Annotated in this window: 18 protein-coding genes; 10 read left to right on the forward strand and 8 right to left on the reverse strand. The window is 72.8% G+C overall.

Features of this window, described 5'->3' with window-relative positions; translation table 11 throughout:
• Positions 1-65: 65 nt before the first annotated feature.
• The 3 genes from F9B16_RS06040 to F9B16_RS06050 all read right to left on the reverse strand — a co-directional run bounded on the left by F9B16_RS06040 (position 66) and on the right by F9B16_RS06050 (position 3,348).
• Positions 66-578, reverse strand: a complete 513-nt coding sequence (locus F9B16_RS06040; RefSeq protein WP_151538855.1) for a GNAT family N-acetyltransferase — start codon at positions 576-578, stop codon at positions 66-68.
• A 29-nt stretch (positions 579-607) separates the two neighbouring features.
• Positions 608-2,152: a cytochrome bc1 complex cytochrome b subunit gene (qcrB, locus tag F9B16_RS06045; protein WP_151538857.1), complete on the reverse strand. Its 1,545-nt coding sequence runs from the start codon at positions 2,150-2,152 to the stop codon at positions 608-610.
• A 131-nt stretch (positions 2,153-2,283) separates the two neighbouring features.
• Positions 2,284-3,348, reverse strand: a complete 1,065-nt coding sequence (locus tag F9B16_RS06050; RefSeq protein WP_318839215.1) for a phosphotransferase family protein — start codon at positions 3,346-3,348, stop codon at positions 2,284-2,286.
• Between the two features lie 117 nt (positions 3,349-3,465).
• Here F9B16_RS06050 and F9B16_RS06055 point away from each other — a divergent pair, with 117 nt between their 5' ends.
• The 6 genes from F9B16_RS06055 (at position 3,466) to F9B16_RS06075 (ending at position 8,674) form a co-directional block, all read left to right on the forward strand.
• Positions 3,466-4,758, forward strand: a complete 1,293-nt coding sequence (locus F9B16_RS06055; RefSeq protein ID WP_151538859.1) for an acyl-CoA dehydrogenase family protein — start codon at positions 3,466-3,468, stop codon at positions 4,756-4,758.
• Positions 4,755-5,432, forward strand: a complete 678-nt coding sequence (locus F9B16_RS06060; RefSeq protein ID WP_151538861.1) for a TetR/AcrR family transcriptional regulator — start codon at positions 4,755-4,757, stop codon at positions 5,430-5,432. The genes F9B16_RS06055 and F9B16_RS06060 overlap by 4 nt, the downstream gene beginning before the upstream one ends.
• A gap of 106 nt (positions 5,433-5,538) precedes the next feature.
• Positions 5,539-5,901 carry a VOC family protein gene (locus F9B16_RS06065; protein WP_151538863.1) on the forward strand — a complete coding sequence of 121 codons (363 nt, stop codon included), beginning with the start codon at positions 5,539-5,541 and terminating at the stop codon, positions 5,899-5,901.
• Positions 5,902-6,078: 177 nt separating this feature from the next.
• On the forward strand, positions 6,079-6,756 hold the full coding sequence (locus F9B16_RS52445) for a hypothetical protein (RefSeq protein WP_225991402.1): 678 nt from the start codon (positions 6,079-6,081) through the stop codon (positions 6,754-6,756).
• On the forward strand, positions 6,753-7,523 hold the full coding sequence (locus F9B16_RS52450; RefSeq protein ID WP_225991403.1) for a hypothetical protein: 771 nt from the start codon (positions 6,753-6,755) through the stop codon (positions 7,521-7,523). Before F9B16_RS52445 ends, F9B16_RS52450 begins: the two co-directional genes overlap by 4 nt.
• Entirely contained in the window at positions 7,520-8,674 is a 1,155-nt protein-coding gene (locus tag F9B16_RS06075; RefSeq protein WP_151538865.1) for an ARPP-2 domain-containing protein, read from the forward strand. The genes F9B16_RS52450 and F9B16_RS06075 overlap by 4 nt, the downstream gene beginning before the upstream one ends.
• Before the next feature lie 70 nt (positions 8,675-8,744).
• On the opposite strand, the gene F9B16_RS06080 is transcribed toward F9B16_RS06075, so the two are convergent.
• The 3 genes from F9B16_RS06080 to F9B16_RS06090 all read right to left on the reverse strand — a co-directional run bounded on the left by F9B16_RS06080 (position 8,745) and on the right by F9B16_RS06090 (position 11,994).
• On the reverse strand, positions 8,745-9,560 hold the full coding sequence (locus F9B16_RS06080; RefSeq protein WP_151538867.1) for a PIG-L family deacetylase: 816 nt from the start codon (positions 9,558-9,560) through the stop codon (positions 8,745-8,747).
• A gap of 67 nt (positions 9,561-9,627) precedes the next feature.
• Complete coding sequence (locus F9B16_RS06085; RefSeq protein WP_151538869.1) at positions 9,628-10,482, reverse strand: class II glutamine amidotransferase; 855 nt, start codon at positions 10,480-10,482, stop codon at positions 9,628-9,630.
• Between the two features lie 57 nt (positions 10,483-10,539).
• Complete coding sequence (locus F9B16_RS06090; RefSeq protein ID WP_151538871.1) at positions 10,540-11,994, reverse strand: amino acid permease; 1,455 nt, start codon at positions 11,992-11,994, stop codon at positions 10,540-10,542.
• A 135-nt stretch (positions 11,995-12,129) separates the two neighbouring features.
• On the opposite strand from F9B16_RS06090, the gene F9B16_RS06095 reads away from it, so the two are divergent.
• Both F9B16_RS06095 and F9B16_RS06100 read left to right on the forward strand, forming a co-directional pair.
• Positions 12,130-12,630 carry an HAD domain-containing protein gene (locus F9B16_RS06095; protein WP_151538873.1) on the forward strand — a complete coding sequence of 167 codons (501 nt, stop codon included), beginning with the start codon at positions 12,130-12,132 and terminating at the stop codon, positions 12,628-12,630.
• Between the two features lie 130 nt (positions 12,631-12,760).
• Entirely contained in the window at positions 12,761-13,522 is a 762-nt protein-coding gene (locus tag F9B16_RS06100; protein ID WP_151538875.1) for an SDR family NAD(P)-dependent oxidoreductase, read from the forward strand.
• Between the two features lie 22 nt (positions 13,523-13,544).
• On the opposite strand, the gene F9B16_RS06105 is transcribed toward F9B16_RS06100, so the two are convergent.
• A complete protein-coding gene (locus F9B16_RS06105; RefSeq protein ID WP_151538876.1) occupies positions 13,545-14,189 on the reverse strand; it encodes an NUDIX hydrolase in 645 nt (214 codons plus the stop codon).
• Positions 14,152-15,024: a helix-turn-helix domain-containing protein gene (locus tag F9B16_RS06110; RefSeq protein WP_151538878.1), complete on the reverse strand. Its 873-nt coding sequence runs from the start codon at positions 15,022-15,024 to the stop codon at positions 14,152-14,154. Before F9B16_RS06110 ends, F9B16_RS06105 begins: the two co-directional genes overlap by 38 nt.
• A 96-nt stretch (positions 15,025-15,120) precedes the next feature.
• Between F9B16_RS06110 and F9B16_RS06115 the strand changes: the two genes are divergently transcribed.
• Both F9B16_RS06115 and gltX read left to right on the forward strand, forming a co-directional pair.
• Positions 15,121-15,699, forward strand: a complete 579-nt coding sequence (locus F9B16_RS06115) for a TIGR03086 family metal-binding protein (protein ID WP_151538880.1) — start codon at positions 15,121-15,123, stop codon at positions 15,697-15,699.
• An 85-nt stretch (positions 15,700-15,784) separates the two neighbouring features.
• The gene (gene gltX, locus F9B16_RS06120; protein WP_151538882.1) at positions 15,785-17,185 is read left to right on the forward strand and encodes a glutamate--tRNA ligase; all 1,401 of its coding nucleotides are present in this window, start codon (positions 15,785-15,787) and stop codon (positions 17,183-17,185) included.
• The last annotated feature ends 12 nt before the right edge of the window (positions 17,186-17,197 follow it).

Consider the following 17,197-nt stretch of genomic DNA (forward strand, 5'->3'; position numbering starts at 1 on the left):
CTTCCAGACTGCGCCCCGCCCGCCGCGATCCGCAAGGCGGGCGGGGCGGGCGGGGCGGGCGGGGATCAGCCCGCGGCGTCGACGCGCTGGGCCAGCACCTGCCCCGGCCAGCCGCCCACCTCGAACTCGGCGACCGTCGCGAACCCCTGGCTCCGGTAGTACCCGACGAGCCGCCCGTCGCCGCCGCCGTAGCAGTCGACGCGCAGCAGCCCGGCGCCGCGCGCCCGCGCCAGCCTCTTCGCCTCGGCGATCAGCGCGGCGCCGACGCCGTGGCCGGCGAACGCCCGGTCGGTGACCAGCAGCGTGATGTACAGCTCCGGTTCGTCGGCCGCGCCCACGTAGGACGGCGGGCGCGGCGCGACGGCCATGACCCCGGCGGGGCGGCCGCCGACCTCCGCCACCAGGATCTCGTCGTCGCGGGCGATGCCGGTGATGCGCTCGACCCGGCGCGGGTCGCGCGACCACGGCTCGGCGCCCCACTGGCCCGTCCGCCCGTTGCTCGCCAGCCAGGCGACGGCGCCGTCCAGCATCGCCATGATCACGGGTACGTCGTCCGACCCGCCGCTGCGGATCTCCATCGCGGCACCTCCCACCCGTGATCATCGCATCACCGCGGGACCGGGCGGCGCTCCTCTCCCGCCTCCTCGGAACGCTCCAGCTCACCGCCGGAGAACAGCCGCGCGATCGGCCCGCCCCGCGGCCCCGGTACGGCCGTCCTCGCCCGGAGCCGCTCCGCCGCCTCGGGGGCGAGCGGGCGGGTCCGCTCGCTGAACCCGCCGGACGGGGCGCGGACGATGATCCCCGTCTCGACGCCGTGCTCAAGGAGCAGCCGGTCGCGGCGCTGGAGGCCGAGGCACAGCCGCCGTGTCACCGCGAACGCCAGCACCGGCCCGACCAGGAGCATGATGCGGAAGAACCAGGTGGTCGCGAACAGGGACACCTCGAACCGGTCGGCGATGACGTCGTTGCCCGCCGCCGCCCACAGCACGCCGTAGAAGACGATCCCGGCCGCGCCCAGGCCCGTCCGCGTGGCGGCGTCGCGCGGGCGGTCGAGCACATGGTGGATCGCCGTGTCGCCCGTCGCGCGCCGCTCGATGAACGGGTACAGCGCGAGCAGCGTGAAGAACACGGTGATGACCAGCAGCGGGACGAGGATGCCGAACGACAGCGTGTGCCCGGCGACGGTGACGTCCCAGCCGGGCATCAGCCGCAGCGCGCCGTCGCCGAACGCCAGGTACCAGTCGGGCTGCGACCCCGCGCTGATCGCGGTGGGGGAGTAGGGGCCGTACTGCCAGACCGGGTTGATCTGCAGGAAGGCCGCCAGCAGTACGGTCACCCCGGCGGTGAACAGGACGAACGCCGTGGTCTTGGCCATGAAGACCGGGTAGAACGGCTTGCCCTCGACGGTCCGCTCGGTGCTGCGGCCGCGCCGGAAGTCGGTGTGCTTCTGCACCCACGGCAGCACGATCGCGTGCAGCGGCACCAGCGCCGCCATCAGGCCCGGCACGAGCAGCACGTGCACGACGTAGAGCCTCGGGATGAGGTCGGTGCCGGGGAACTGGCCGCCGAGCAGGAAGAACGCGAGGTAGCTGCCGACGAGCGGGATCGCCTGCGCGGCGCCGAGGACCAGCCGCAGCCCGGTGCCGGACAGCAGGTCGTCGGGCAGCGAGTAGCCGGTGAACCCGTTGGCCATCGCCAGCGTGAACAGCACGATGCCGAGCAGCCAGTTCAGCTCGCGGGGCTTGCGGAACGCGCCGGTGAAGAACACCCGGAGCATGTGCGCCAGGATCGCGGCGATGAAGATCAGCGCGGACCAGTGGTGCACCTGCCGCACGAGCAGGCCGCCGCGCACGTCCATGCTGATGTGCAGCGTCGAGGCGTATGCCTCGCTCATCTCGACGCCGCGGAGCGGGGTGTAGGAGCCGTGGTAGACGACCTCGCCCATGCTCGGCTTGAAGAAGAACGTCAGGAAGACGCCGGAGGCGAGCAGGACGAGGAAGGAGTAGAGGGCGATCTCGCCGATGAGGAAGGACCAGTGGTCGGGGAACGCCTTGCGGGCGGCGCGGCGGGCGAACCCGGTGGTGCCGAGCCGGTCGTCGAGGGCGTTCAGGGCTTGTTCGGCCGTCGAAGTGCGCCGTTCGGTCAGGGACATGCGCCACTCCCGTGGGGGTCGGTCGCCGGTGACCTGTACGACCGAACGTAGTACGACGCACTGTAGTTCTACAAGACGTAGTACTACGGGAAGTGGCTTTCAGGGGGCCGTGCGCCCGGAACCCGCGAGGGTCAGGAGGCGATGAACGCCTGCGCCCGGCGGAACAGCCCGAGCGTGATGGCGTGCAGCATGTCGCCGGTCTCCTTCGGCGCCTTCCCCGCGAACGCCCGCGCGTGCGTGCCCTCCAGGACGATGCCGAGCTTGAAGCAGGCGAGCACCGCGTACCACGTGATGGACGACAGGTCGCGGCCGGCGACCGCGTCCGCGCGCTCGGCGTAGGCGGCGACCAGTTCGTCCGTCGACGGCAGGCCCCCGGCCGCGCCCAGCGGCCCGGCCAGCCGCGCGCTCTCGTCGCCGTGCTGCGGCCAGGTCGCCAGCAGCCAGCCGAGGTCGAGCAGCGGGTCGCCGATCGTGCACATCTCCCAGTCGACGATCGCCGCGACCTCGGGGCCGTCGAAGGAGTACATCAGGTTGGCCAGGTGGTAGTCGCCGTGCAGGATGCCCGGCCGCCACGTCGTGGGACGGCGCTCCTCCAGCCAGCGCGCCACGTCGTCCAGGCCCGGGATGTCCGGTCCGGGGTAGCCGTCGAGCGCGCTGTAGGAGTCGAGTTCGGAGAGCCAGCGGCTCACCTGCCGCTCCAGGAAGCCCTCCGGCTTGCCGAAGTCCGCCAGCCCGACCGCCTCGTGGTCGACCGCGCCGAGCGCGGACAGCGCGCGCGCCGCGTTCAGGCCCATCGCGTGCCGGACGGACGCGTCGCCGGCGTGCCGGTCCGGCAGGGCCACCGAGGCGTTGAAGCCCTCGACCGGCGTCATCAGGTAGAACACGGCGCCGTTCATGACCGACTCGTCCGGGCAGGCGGCGATCACGCGGGGCGCGGGCACGTCGGTGCCGTCGAGCGCCGCGAGCACGCGCGCCTCGCGGCGCAGCACGTCGTTGGTCCGGGCGCGCAGGTGCGCGGGGCCGCGGCGCAGCACGTAGTCCCGGCCGCCGCGGTGGAAGCGGACCAGCGTGTTCTGCGTCCCGCCGGTGAGCGGCTCGACCTTCTCGAACGGGCCGTCCGGCAGGCCCTGCCCGTCCATCCACGCGGCCAGGACGGCGAAGTCCACGAGCGCGGGGTCGATCTGCTCAGGCTGCACGGCGGTTCCCTTCGGGTACGGCGGTCTACCGGAGAGTAACAGTCATGCACTTGCATTATTCATTGAGATGGCTCGATTATTCACGGGACGGAGCGCACCGACCGCAGGAGGCTCGCCATGGCCTGGGACTTCGAGACCGACCCCGCCTACCAGGAACTTCTCGACTGGGCGGACGCGTTCGTCCGCGACGAGGTCGAACCCCTCGACCTGGTGCTGGGCGACCCCTACGACAAGTCCGACCCCCGCTACAAGACGATGGTGCGGCCTTTGCAGGACCAGGTCCGCGAGAAGGGCCTGTGGGCGTGCCACCTCGGCCCCGAACTCGGCGGCCAGGGCTACGGGCAGGTGAAGCTCGCGCTGCTGAACGAGATCCTCGGACGGTCCCGGTGGGCGCCGTCGGTGTTCGGCTGCCAGGCGCCCGACTCCGGCAACGCCGAGATCATCGCCCATTTCGGCACGCCCGAGCAGAAGGAGCGCTACCTGCGGCCGCTGCTGGACGGCGAGATCTCCTCGTCCTACTCGATGACCGAGCCGCACGGCGGCGCCGACCCGACCCTGTTCACCACGCGCGCCGTCCGCGACGGCGACGGCTGGGTCATCAACGGCGAGAAGTGGTTCTCCTCCAACGCGCGGCACGCCGAGTTCCTGATCGTCATGGCGGTGTCGAACCCCGACGTGTCCGCCTACGAGGGCATGTCGATGTTCATCGTCCCCGCCGGCACGCCCGGGCTGACCACCGTCCGCAACGTCGGCGTCGGCGGCGAGCGCGAGGGCTCGCACGGCTACCTGCGCTACGAGAACGTCCGCGTCCCGGCCGAGAACCTGCTCGGCGACGAGGGCGGCGCGTTCGTCATCGCGCAGACCCGCCTCGGCGGCGGCCGCATCCACCACGCCATGCGCACGATCGCGCAGGTCCGCAAGGCGTTCGACATGATGTGCGAGCGCGCGGTCTCGCGACAGACCCGGTTCGGGCCGCTGGCGAAGATGCAGATGACCCAGGAGAAGATCGCCGACAGCTGGATCGAGATCGAGCAGTTCCGGCTGCTGGTCCTGCGCACCGCCTGGCTGATCGACAAGCACAAGGACTACAAGAAGGTCCGCAAGGACATCGCCGCGGTCAAGGCCGCGATGCCGAAGGTGTACCACGACGTGGCGCAGCGCGCGATGCACCTGCACGGCGCCCTCGGCGTGTCGAACGAGATGCCGTTCGCCGCCATGATGATGGGCGCGCAGGCGATGGCCATCGCCGACGGCCCCACCGAGGTCCACAAGATCACCGTGGCGCGGCAGCTGCTGCGCGACGTCGAGCCCGTCGAGGGCCTGTGGCCGTCCGGCCACCTGCCGACCCGCCGCGAGGCGGCCCGCGCCCGCTTCGCCGACGCCCTGGAACAGGCTATAGGTAACGAATGAACGAGACGCGGGAGCGGCTGCTGGACGCGGCCGAGCGGCTCTACGCCGAGCGCGGGATCGACGCCGTCAGCCTGCGCGAGATCGTGCAGGCCGCCGGCGCCCGCAATGCCACGGCCGTGCAGTACCACTTCGGCGACCGGGCGGGGATCGTGCGCGCGATCTTCGCCCGGCACGCCCCGGAGATCGAGGCGCGCCGGCACGCCCTGCTCGACGCCTACGAGGCCGACGGCGGGACGGGCGGGCGCGCGCTCGCCGCCGCGCTCGTCCGGCCCATGGCGGCCCGCCTCGGCGACGCGTCGGGCCGCGCGTTCCTGCAGATCTGGGCGGACGTGGTGAACCGGCCGCGCCCGCTGCTCCCGCTCGCCGTCCCCGACGATCCACCGGAGCCGGGTGCGGGCGGGGGAGCGGCGCAGCCGCCGAAGACCGACAGCCTGTGCCGGTGGCGGGACCTCGTGGAACCCGTCCTGGAGGAGGACGCGGCGCGGCTGCACCGCCGGTTCACCGCGATCCTCTACGCCGCGACGGAGCTGGCCCGCCGCGCGCGCTCGGGGCCGCGCACCGACGACCGGCTGTTCACCAGCTACCTGATCGACGTCGTCGCCGCGATCCTCGGCGCGCCCGTCTCCGAGGAGACGCGCCGCCTCGCCGACGAGCGCGACGCCGCCCGCCGTTGACCTCCCCGCCCGCCGCCTGACCTCCCCCGGCCTCCCATTCGTCCAAGACCGGCGGGGGAGGCGCGGCGGAGACTGGGCATGTCACCAGGCGACCGAGGAGGACGACATGACCAGCGAGATCCGGCGGACCTTCTACCCGCTGATCGCCACCGCCGACCCGGACAAGTCGATGGAGTGGCTGGAGAAGGCGTTCGGGTTCGTCCAGCACAACGTGTACCGGGACGACTCCGGAAAGATCGTCCACGCCGAGATGGGGTACGACACCGGGCTCTTCATGTTCGGCGCCGGCGTGCAGGTCAAGGCGGCCGTGTACGTGGCGGTCGACGACCCCGACGCGCACCACGCCCGCGCCAAGGCCGCCGGCGCCGAGATCTTTCGCGAGCTCGCCGACACCGACTACGGCTCGCGCGACTACGCCGCCCGCGACCTGGACGGCAACGAGTGGTACTTCGGCACCTACCGCCCCTGACGCCGGAAATGGCCGCGACCGTCCCCGCGCCCCGGTGCTACGGTGCGGGGGCCGGCCGCGGGACTTCGGTGCGACTTCCGGAACCCGCCCTGTAAAGCGATGATTCGCAGCTCGCGCTCCCCTTCCCCGGCCGGCACCCCGTTCCTGGACCCAGCCCCCGGCCGACGTTGGATCACGATGAGCGAGACGTTCGCGGACCTGATCGCCTGCGAGGACGCGCTGATGTTCGTCAACGCCGCGATCACCTCCACCGGCCAGCGGGAGTTCCACCACGCCCCCGGTGACCAGCGCCTCTCCCTGGGGTTCCTGCACGACTACACCCTGGAGAACTACCGCGAGGTCTATGCCGCGGCGCTCGCGCTCGACGTCAACGACCACAACGCCGCGATCATCATCCGCAACCTGCTGGTGCGGTCGGCCGACGCGGACGCGGAGCGGCGCCGCCTGGAGGGCCGGCTGATCGCGCGGCGGCTCGAGCTGATGCCGCGGCAGCGGGTGTACCGGCTGTTCCGCGAGCTGCGCCGGCTGAAGGTCAACAACCGGCGCACGCGCGCGATCATCCGCGGCTGGCTGGAGGCCCGCGCCGACCCCGCGTTCGACGCCGTGAAGTACCGCAACGGCGTCAAGACCGCCGTCCGGCACGCGCACGTCCAGCCCGGCGGCGAGCTCCGCGGCTTCCTGTTCGACCCGCTCGCGGCGAAGTCCTACGAGACGCCGATCCTCGATCAGTGGCGGCGCGCGCACTACGAGAAGGGCGCGCTGTACGAGCTGCCCTACACCGTCGCTGAGGGGTTCGCGGCGAAGCACCGCGTCCCGCGCGAGGTGTTCCTGGAGCGCATCGCGCCCCCCGCATGACCAGGCTGGAGCGGCTGCGGCTGCAGGAGAACGCCCGGGAGGCCGGTGCCGCGGCCGTGGCGGCGGACCTGACCGCGATGCCGCTGACCCGGCTCGCGTCCTACGTGCTCGCGCTCCCGCTCGACGACCGCGCGGCCCGCCGCGCCGAGCTGACCGGGGCGCTGCGCGCCGCCGGGCGCCGCGTCGCCGGCGCCGCACGCGGGTCCTGGGGCCGCGTCGCGGCGGTGCTGGACGACAGCCACTCCTCGATCGGCTCCGGGCAGAAGCGCCGCCGGCCGCTCGCCGTCGCGCTCGCCGCCCACTACCTGCTGGAGGCGCTCGCCAAGGAGTACGCGCCGCTGTGGACGTCGGGCCGCACCGACGAGCTGCTCGTCTACCCCTTCGGCCCGACGCCGTTGGGGGAGCGGATCATCGACGCGCTGGAGACGCGCCCCGACCGGCTCGTCATCGTCTCCGACGGCTTCGACAACGCGCCGCCCGGTCTCGCCGCCGACGTCCTGCGGATCTGGCGGACGCGCCTCGACCCCGGGCACCGGCTCGCGCCCGGGCAGCGCGTCCTGATCGCCCATCTCAACCCGGTGTACGACGCGGACGACTTCGACGTGCGCCGGCTGTCGCCCGGCGTGCCGACCGCGGGCATCCGCGACGCCGAGGACCTGCCGACGCTCGTCGAGCTGGCCCGCTTCGCGGAGCGGCAGGTCGGCCTGGCGGGCCTGCGCGCCCACCTGGACGACCGCACCGCCCGGTTCCTGGGGGAGCGCGCATGAGCTTCGAGCTGGAAGGACTGGAGACCCGGCCCGCGCAGGTGTGGGGGTCCGTGCGGCTCGTCCCGCTCGTCCGGGACGAGCCCGTCCCGCACCTGCGGCTGCACCGGAAGGCCTACGAGGAGCCGGTGTCGGTCGTCGACGTCGGCGACGGGACCGCTTATGTGTCGTTCGTCCCGCACGCGTTCGTGGCGACCTGGAACGACGGCGACCAGACGCCGGCCGCCTCCTACGGGACGCGCCTGCTGGAGCGCGACACCGCGGTCGCGTCCCCGCGCATGCCCGTCCGGTTCACCCGGCGCATGGCGCGCAAGGCCGGGAAGGACCGCCTCCGGTTCCTGCCCCTGCACCTGGTCGTCGAGGGCTACCTCGCGCTGCACTTCGGCGGCCCGGAGATCCTCTGGGAGGAGTGGTCGCGGCGGGCGGTGACGCGCGGACTGTCGCCGCGCTGCGAGGAGAGCTACCTCGGCCTGCGGGTCCACGGCCTGGAGGACGCGCTGCGGATCTTCGAGATCCATCCCGGCCAGTGCGGCGTGCTCGTCTACGTGGCCGACGCGCTGGCCGGCGCGTTCGTCACGCCGCATCCCGACGACTACCGAGCGCTGCACGCGACCCTGGTCGAGGACCTGTTCGGCGAGCTGATCTACACCTACGGGCTGCTCGGCGCCCCGGCCGGCGACCTGTCGGCGGGGATCGACGGCGCCGGGATCACCTCGCTCCACGACCTGCGCGCCGCCGCGGCCCGCCGCCGGGAGGAATGGGCCGCCTTCCACGACGAGGTCATGGCCGGCGACCTGTTCGACGAGGACGGCTCCCGCCAGACCGTGCAGCATCTGCACGGCTTCGAACTGGCGCGGTTCCTGCCGTCGTTCGGGCTCCGCAAGGAGAACCACATCGGTGAGACGGTCACCGGCGCGGACGGCCGGATCGCCTACCTGAAGACCTACCGGCTCTCGGACTCGCAGGTGCGGCGCGGGCACCTGCTGACGCGCCTGGCCGCCCACGAGTGGCGGCTGGACGCGACCGCCGCCGCGCTGGGCATCACCGAGGCGGCCCTCGCGCTGCGGCTGGAGCGGGCGGGCTTCGGCCACCTGCTGCGGCAGGACGTCCTCGACCACTACCGGGCCCAGGCGAGGCGCGGAACGCCCGCCTGAGCCCCGGTGGCGCCGGGCCGCCAACGCAGGCCGCGTCAGCATGGCAGGCCGCGTCAGCGCGGCCGGGGCGTCAGCGCAGGCCCGCGAACAGGTCGTCCTCGTGGTCGGGAGCGGCGTCGACGCGGTTGAAGTGCCGGATGAACGTCTCGTTCGAGAAGGCCATGTGCTGGACCTCCTCGGGCAGCCGCAGGAAGAAGATGTTCTCGCCCTGGCTCGCGTGCGCCTCCAGCGCCTTCACCTTGCGGGCCGCGTAGGGCGCGACGTCCACCACGCTGGTGATCACCTCGTCCGGGACGCCGAAGTCGTCCGGCGGCTCGAAGCCCAGGTCCACGCCCGCCGACTTCGCGAACTCGAACATCTGCGCGATGCCGGACCGGGGGATCGCCGTGTAGTACAGCTTGTCGGGGATGCCGGTCTTCTCGGTGGCCGCGACGGCGATGCGGTGCGCCTGGATGTGGTCGGGGTGCCCGTAGCCGCCGTTCTCGTCATAGGTGACGACGACCTGCGGCCGGTACCGCTCCATCAGCTCGGCCAGCCGCCCGGCGGACTCCTCCAGCGGCACGTTCGCGAACGCCCGCGGGTCCTCGTTGGTGGACCAGCCCTCCATGCCGGAGTCGCGGTAGCCGAGCAGCTCCAGGTGCTCGACCGCCAGGATCCCCGCGGACTCGCGCACCTCGGCCAGCCGCCGCTGCGCGACCTCCTCCGCGTCGTGGCCCGGCTCGCCCGGCTTCACACCGCCGGAGTCGTCGCCCTGCTCGCCGTTGGTGCAGGTGACCAGCACGGTCCGGATCCCCTCGGCGGCGCAGCGCGCGAGCAGCCCGCCGGTGCTGAGGACCTCGTCGTCCGGGTGGGCGTGGACCGCCATCAGCGTGAGTTCGTGCTCCATTGCTCCGGGACTCCTCGGGGGCGCTCGTCCGACCCGATCAACCCTACGTGGCCGCGGGTGAAGCAGATCACGTCTGCGACGTGGCCTCGGTCACCGACAGATCGTCGAGGGACACCGGGTGGGCCGGCGGGTCGAACGGGAACAGCGAGGTCGCGACCGCGCCGTCCACGACGAGCAGCTCGCCGGGGTCGAGCAGCCGCCAGCCGGGCGCGCCGTCCATCCGCTCGCTGGCGAGGACGTGTGCGGGCGCCGCCTCGCGGTGCGCCGACACGTGCACCCGGCCGGGTTCCCGGCCGGCCTCCAGGCGGCGGGCCGCCTCCTCCTCACCGAGCTCCTGCTTCAGCACCCACAGCTCGTGGGTGTCGGGGTAGCGCAGCGCCCACAGCCGCCCCGACTCGGCGAGCAGCACGTTGAGCGCGAACACCGGCACCTCGGCGGCGATCCGCCGGACCGCGGCGATCAGCCCGGCGGTGGTGTCGCCGTTCCGCCGGATCTCCGCCGTGACGTAGGCGAAGACCAGCTCGGAGTCGGTCTGCCCGCGGACCTGCGCGCGGTCCACGTCGGTGAGCCAGGACCGGATCACGTCGAGGCCCCGGACCATGCCGTTGTGCGCGAACAGCCGGTCGTCCATGACGAACGGGTGCGAGTTGTGCACGTCCGGCCTGCCCGTCGAGGCATACCGGACGTGCGACATGAACGTGTGGGAGACGACGTCGCGGGCCTCGGCGTTGAAGTCGGCGTCCTTGAACGCCGCGATGGGCGCCCGGTCGCGGACCGGCTCCTCGCCGAGCGAGAACCAGCCGAGCCCGGTCCCGTCGGGCATCCGGCGGCTCTGCGAGGACAGGCTGTCGGGGGCGTCCAGCAGCCAGAACGTGGCGTGCACGCGCGGCCCGCCGGTCGTCATCCCGAAGAGTCGGCACATGCCTGCACGGTGCCCGCACCGCCGGGGCCGAACCGGTCCCGGCGGGTCAGGGCTCGGTCATTCTTCGACCGGGTCCGCCGTCCGGGCCGCCGCGATCGACGCGACGCGGCCCCGCGCGCAGAACCAGCCGGCCACCAGCGCGGCGATGATCACCGGGACGGCCAGCACGGTCTTGTGGCCCTCGCCGTCGTAGTCGAACCACATCAGCACGACGACCGCGGCGAGGAACGCCAGCGTGACGATCTCGGTGACCGGCGAGCCCGGCAGCCGGTAGGACGGCCGGGACAGCGCGCCGGTGCGGGTCCGCCGCACGAACAGCAGGTGCGAGATCATGATCATCGCCCAGGTGCCGAGGATGCCGATCGCCGCGAAGTTCAGCACGATCTCGAAGGCGTCCTTGGGGACCCACGCGTTCAGCCCGACGCCGAGCACGCAGATCGCCGTGGTCATCAGGATGCCGCCGTAGGGCACCTGCGACCGGCTCATCGCCATGGTGAACCGGGGCGCCGACCCGGAGGCGCCGAGCGAGCGCAGGATCCGGCCGGTGGAGTACAGCCCGGAGTTCAGGCTGGACAGCGCCGCGGTGAGCACGATGAGGTTCATCACGCCGCCGGCGGCGGGCACGCCGAGCTTGGACAGCACGGTGACGAAGGGGCTCTCGCCGTCCTTGTAGGCGCTCCACGGGAGAAGCATCGTGAGCAGCAGCACCGACCCCACGTAGAACACCAGGATCCGCCAGACGATCGAGTTGATCGCCTTCGGCATGACCTTCTCGGGATTCTCGGTCTCCCCGGCGGCGACGCCGACCAGCTCCGTGGAGGCGTAGGCGAACACGACGCCCTGCACGACCACGAGCATCGGCAGCACGCCCTTGGGGAAGACGCCGCCGTGGTCGAAGATCGTCAGCGGTCCGGCGTCCTGCGCACCGACCTTGTGGCCGGTGACGACCAGCACGATGCCGATGCACATGAACGCGACGAGAGCGCCCACCTTGACGATGGAGAACCAGAACTCCAGCTCGCCGAAGATGCGCACCGAGATGAGGTTGATGGTGACGACGACCGCGAGCGCGATCAGCGCGAGCACCCATTGCGGGACGCTCGTGAACGCCTTCCAGTAGTGGATGTAGAGCGCGATCGCCGTGATGTCGACGATGCCGGTCGTGGACCAGTTCAGGAAGTGCATCCAGCCCGCGACGAACGCGCCCTTCTCGCCCATGAACTCGCGCGAGTAGGAGACGAAGGACCCCGACGACGGGCGGTGCAGGACCAGCTCGCCGAGCGCCCGCACCACCATGAACGAGAAGAACCCGCAGACCGCGTAGGCGATGGCCAGGGACGGTCCGGCGCTGGCCAGCCGTCCGCCGGCGCCGAGGAACAGCCCGGTGCCGATCGCCCCGCCGATCGCGATCATGTTGACGTGGCGGGTCTTGAGGGACTTGCGGTAGCCGGCGTCGCCCGCGTCGACGTGCGACGCCGCGGCCGGTGCCGTCCTCAAATCCTGCTCGCTCACGCCTCGTTACCGCCTTTCCACGGGGTGTCGCCTCGATGGCCCGGTGCAGTTTCGGTCATGGAACCGAAACTGTCAAAACGCTGCCCAAAATGACCTTGATGTAACTTCCGTGCGCCATGCCGTAGGTTCTCGGGTATGGGGTCGCCGCTGGTGCTGCTGGACGTAGACGGGGTTCTCAATCCGTTCGAAAGGCCGCACCGGGGCTACCGCCGGCATCGCTGCTCGCCCAACGGCGTCACCTTCCGCCTCTGGCTGAACGCCGCGCACGGGCCGGCGCTGCTCGAGCTGGCCGAGGCCGCCGGCGCCGAGCTGGCCTGGGCGAGCTACTGGTGCGACAACGCCAACGAGTGGATCTCGCCCCGGGTCGGGCTGCCCCGGCTGCCGTTCGTCCCGATCCCGCGGTTCCCGGGCATCGAGGAGGGGCGCACCCTCGGCGCGTGGAAGGCCCGGCACGTCGCGGCGTGGGCCGAGCGGAGGCCGTTCGTGTGGTTCGAGGACGAGCCCGACGCGACGGAGTGCATCGCCGCCGAGGAGGGCGTCGCCGACCACCTCCTCGTCGCCGTGGACCCGCTGCTGGGCCTCACCGACGACGATCTGGAGCGCGGCGCGGCATGGCTGCGCGCCCTGGCCGACTGATCGAACCGCCGGACGCCACATCGCCGGCGCACGACCGGCGGGCCGGCTCTTGTCAGGGGCCGCTTACGGGCGCGGACCCGCGCGGGGCAGGATGGTGCTCCGCGTTCCGCGACCTGACGAAGGAGTGCCCATGAGTTCTCTCGCCGGCCGTACGGCCCTGGTCACCGGCGGCGGCCGGGGGATCGGCCGCGCCATCGCGCTGGCCCTCGCCGCCGGCGGCGCCCGCGTCGCGATCGCCTACCGGCGCGACGAGGAGGCCGCCCGCAAGACCGTCGCCGACATTGAGGCCGCCGGGTCGCGCGGCCACGCCTTCCAGGCGTCCGTCGACGACCTCGACGCCTGCCGGGCGCTCGCCGCCGCGGTCGAGGAGGAGCTCGGCGGGCTGGACATCCTCGTGCACAGCGCCGGGATCGCCAGCCGCGGCAACAGCGTCGCCGACACCGACCCCGCCGAGCTGGAGCGGGTGCTGCGCGTGCACGCCTTCGGCCCGCACCACCTCAGCCAGGCGCTGATCCCGTTGATGCGGCGCGCCGAACGCAGCGACATCGTGTTCGTGTCCAGCGTGGTCACCGACCTGATGCACGCCAACTCGGGGCCCTACGCCATGGGCAAGGCGGCCCAGGAGGCACTGGCACAGGTGCTGTCGAAGGAGGAGCGCGCCAACGGCATGCACGTCAACGTGGTCGCGCCGGGCGTCGTGGACACCGACATGGGGCGGCGGCTGGTGCGCGCCACGATGGGGGTCGACGACATCCGGCAGGTGGACGCCGCGTCCCCCTACGGGCACGTCTGCACTCCCGAGGAGGTCGCCGACGTCGTCCGGTTCCTGGTGTCGGACGGCGCGTCCTACCTGACCGGGCAGCGCATCGTCATCGACGGCGGCACGTTCTAGCCCCCGGGCCCGGCCGGGCCCGCTAGTTGCGGGTCCAGTCGGGCTGGGCGAAGTCCGCGACCCTGGCCTGGCGCCCGAGCAGCACCACCTCGCGGAACTGCCACAGCATGGCGCCGGTCGGGGCGTGCACCCGCCAGTCCGGCGCGAGCCACATCTGCAGCAGGCTGCCGCCGTCCGGGAGCGGCACCCACCTCGGGGTGTCGTCGTCGGTCAGCTTGCGCAGGCTCGTGTAATGGACGGAATGGACCTCGTCCGGGTTCGGCGCGAGCGGCCCGGGATTCTCGAGCACGACCACGATCGGCGTGATCGCGAAACCGGACGCGGCGGGGAAGTCGTCCAGCCGGCCGACCACGTCGCCCGGGCCCGCGGCCAGGCCGATCTCCTCGTGCATCTCCCGCAGCGCGGCCTCCTCGGCGGTCTCGCCGTCCTCCAGCCGGCCGCCCGGCAGGCCCCACTGCCCGGCGTTGCGGCCCCGGTACGCCCGCTTGATCAGGATCACCGACGGGACGCCGCCGTCCTCGACCGCGCACAGCACGACCCCGGCGCGGCGCAGGCCCGGCGCGTCCGGGACGGTGGTGTGCTCGAACCCGGCCAGCCGCTCCGCGGCGAGCCGGTGGAAGGCCGTCAGGTCATCGAGGGGGCCGGGGGCCGGGAGGGGGTCCGTCATGTCCCGATCCTGCCAGTCCCTCCTCGCGCGCGTACCGGGCGGGGGAGGTGCCGACGGCGGCGGTGAAGTCGCGGATGAAGTGGGCCTGGTCGGCGTAGCCCAGCTCGGCGGCCAGCCCCGCCCAGTCGACCTGCGTGCCCGCCGCGGCCCGCTCGGCCGCCTCCATCATCCGGAACCTGCGGATCACCCATTTCGGGCCGATCCCGACGTACTCGTGGAACAGCCGCTGCAGGCTGCGCGGGCTCACGCCCTCGTCCCGGGCCAGCTCCGCGACGCGGACGACGCCCGGACGTCCCGCGATCCGCCCGACGATCGCGGCGGCCCGCTCGGCCGACGGGTCGGGCTCCGGCCGCAGGCCGGTGAGGAACGCCTCCAGCCGCGCGACGGCCTCCGCGTCGCCGGACGTACCGAAGATCTCCGCGGCCAGGGCGAGGCCCGGCTCGCCGAACACCTCGTCCACGGCCGCGAACCGGCCGGTCAGCGCGGACACGGGGCCGTCCAGGAACGGCCGGAACCCGCCCGGGCGGAACGCCGCGCCGATCACGCGGCCCTCGTCCGCGATCTCCTCCACGAAGTCGTCGCGCACCACCCCGACGATCCGCGCCCGCGTCGCGCCGCTCGTCAGGTAGCTGGTGAAGGTCACGTGCACCGACGGCCGGGTCAGCACCCGCTGCCGGTGCGGCGGCCGCCCCCGCAGGTCCCAGCGCAGCACCCAGAAGGACTCCACGAACGCCGAGAGGGCGGGCGCCGGGGCCACCCGCCGGACCTGGAAGCGCTCCAGGCCCGTCCGCGCGTGCAGGATTCCGCGCGTCCCGCCGGGTAGGGATCGGCCCATCAGGCCAGGCTAGCGGTGTCGCGTTTCTTCAAGACCCCCCGCGGCGGCCCGGCCTAGCGTGGAGACATGTTCGAACGGATGAGCGAAGGAGTCGTCATGGACATCCGGAGGCAGATGCGGCCCGCCGCGGACGCCGCGGCGCGGATCGTCCTGGAGGTGCCGCAGGACCGCCTGGACGCGCCGACGCCGTGCCCGGACTGGGACGTGCGCGCGCTGGTCAACCACCTGATCCTGTGGAACGCGCGGGGCGAGACCGCCGCCCGCAGGGAGCCCGTGACCGGGCCGGGCGAGGACCACGACTTCACCGCCGAGCCCGACTGGGCCGAGCGGTTCGAGGAGCAGGCCCGCAGGACCGCCGACGCCTGGAGCGAACCCGCCGCCTGGGACGGCAACACCAGCCTCACCGGCAACAAGGAGGGCATGCCCGCGGCGTTCATCGCCGGGATCGTCTTCGGCGAGTGCGTCGTGCACGGCTGGGACCTCGCCGTCGCCACCGGCCGCGAGCCCGCCTTCCCGCCCGAGGTCGTCGAGGCCGCCTGGGAGCAGCTCGTCCCCACCGCGGAGATCAGCCGCAAGTACGGCGCGTTCGGCCCCGAGGTCGCGGTCCCGGAGGACGCGCCGCTGCTCGACCGCGTCCTCGGGCTCGCCGGCCGCGACCCGTACTGGAAGCCCTGACGGGCGTCCGGCGCCGCGGGGCGGGCGGCGCGCCGCGCCGGTGTCCGGGCGCGAGCGGGGGCCCGCGCGCTCTACCCTTGAGGGCATGTCAACGAGTTCTTCGATCCGGGTACGTTTCGCGCCGTCGCCGACCGGCATGTTCCACGTCGGCGGCGCCCGCTCCGCGCTGTTCAACTGGGTGATGGCGGCCCAGTCGGGCGGCACGCTCGTACTGCGGATCGAGGACACCGACGCCTCCCGCAACAGCCCCGAGTGGACCGAGGGCATCATCCGCGCCCTGGCCTGGCTCGGTATGGACGGCGAGCAGTACGAGGGCCCCTACTTCCAGTCCGCCAACGCCGACAAGCACGTCGAGGCCGCCCGGACGCTGCGGGAGCAGGGCCGCGCCTACTACTGCGACTGCACCCGCGAGGCCGTGATCGCCCGCACCGGCGACCAGCACAAGGGCTACGACGGGTTCTGCCGCGACCGCGGCCTGGAGGCCGGCCCCGGGCGCGCCCTGCGGTTCCGCACCCCCGACGAGGGCCAGACCACCGTCGTCGACCTGCTGCGCGGCAAGCCCGTCTTCGAGAACGCCGTCCTGGAGGACTTCGTCATCGCCCGCGCCGACGGGTCGGTCACGTTCCTGCTGGCCAACGCCGTCGACGACATGAGCCAGGGCATCACCCACGTCGTGCGCGGCGAGGAGCACCTGTCGAACGCGCCCAAGCAGCAGCTGCTGTGGGAGGCGCTCGGCGGCGAGCCGCCCGTCTGGGCGCACGTCCCGGTGATCGTCAACGAGAAGCGGCAGAAGCTGTCCAAGCGCCGCGACAAGGTCGCGCTGGAGGACTACCGGGCCGAGGGCTACCTCGCCGAGGCGATGCGCAACTACCTGATGCTGCTCGGCTGGGCGCCGTCGGGCGACCGCGAGATCGTCCCGTGGGACGTGATCGTCGACGAGTTCCGCATCGAGGACGTCAACTCCTCGCCGGCGTTCTTCGACGTCAAGAAGCTGCGCGCGATCAACGGCGAGTACATCCGGGCGCTGCCGGAGCAGAAGTTCATCGCCGAGTGCCTGCCGTTCCTGCAGGAGGCGCCGTTCGACGTGGACGTCGCGGTGTTCGCCGAGCTGGCGCCGCTCGCGCAGACCCGCGTCGCGCTGCTGTCGGAGATCGTCCAGATGATCGACTTCGCGTTCCTGGACGAGCCGCCGGAGGACGAGCAGTCCTGGAACAAGGCGATGAAGGAGCCCGCCGCGGACATCCTCGCCGCCGCCGAGGCCGCCTACCAGGACGCGCCGTGGAACGCCGCCGAGCTGAAGGACCGGCTGGAGGCCATCGGCACCGAGCGCGGTCTCAAGCTCGGTAAGACGCAGGCGCCCGTCCGCGTCGCCGTCACCGGCCGCACCGTGGGCCTGCCGCTGTTCGAGTCCCTGGAGATCCTCGGCCGGGAGCGGACCCTCGCCCGCATCGCCGCCGCCCGCGCGAAGCTCGCCGCGTCCTCCTGACCCGGCGCGGGG

This window comes from Actinomadura montaniterrae (assembly GCF_008923365.1).
In the GTDB taxonomy this organism is placed as follows: domain Bacteria; phylum Actinomycetota; class Actinomycetes; order Streptosporangiales; family Streptosporangiaceae; genus Spirillospora; species Spirillospora montaniterrae.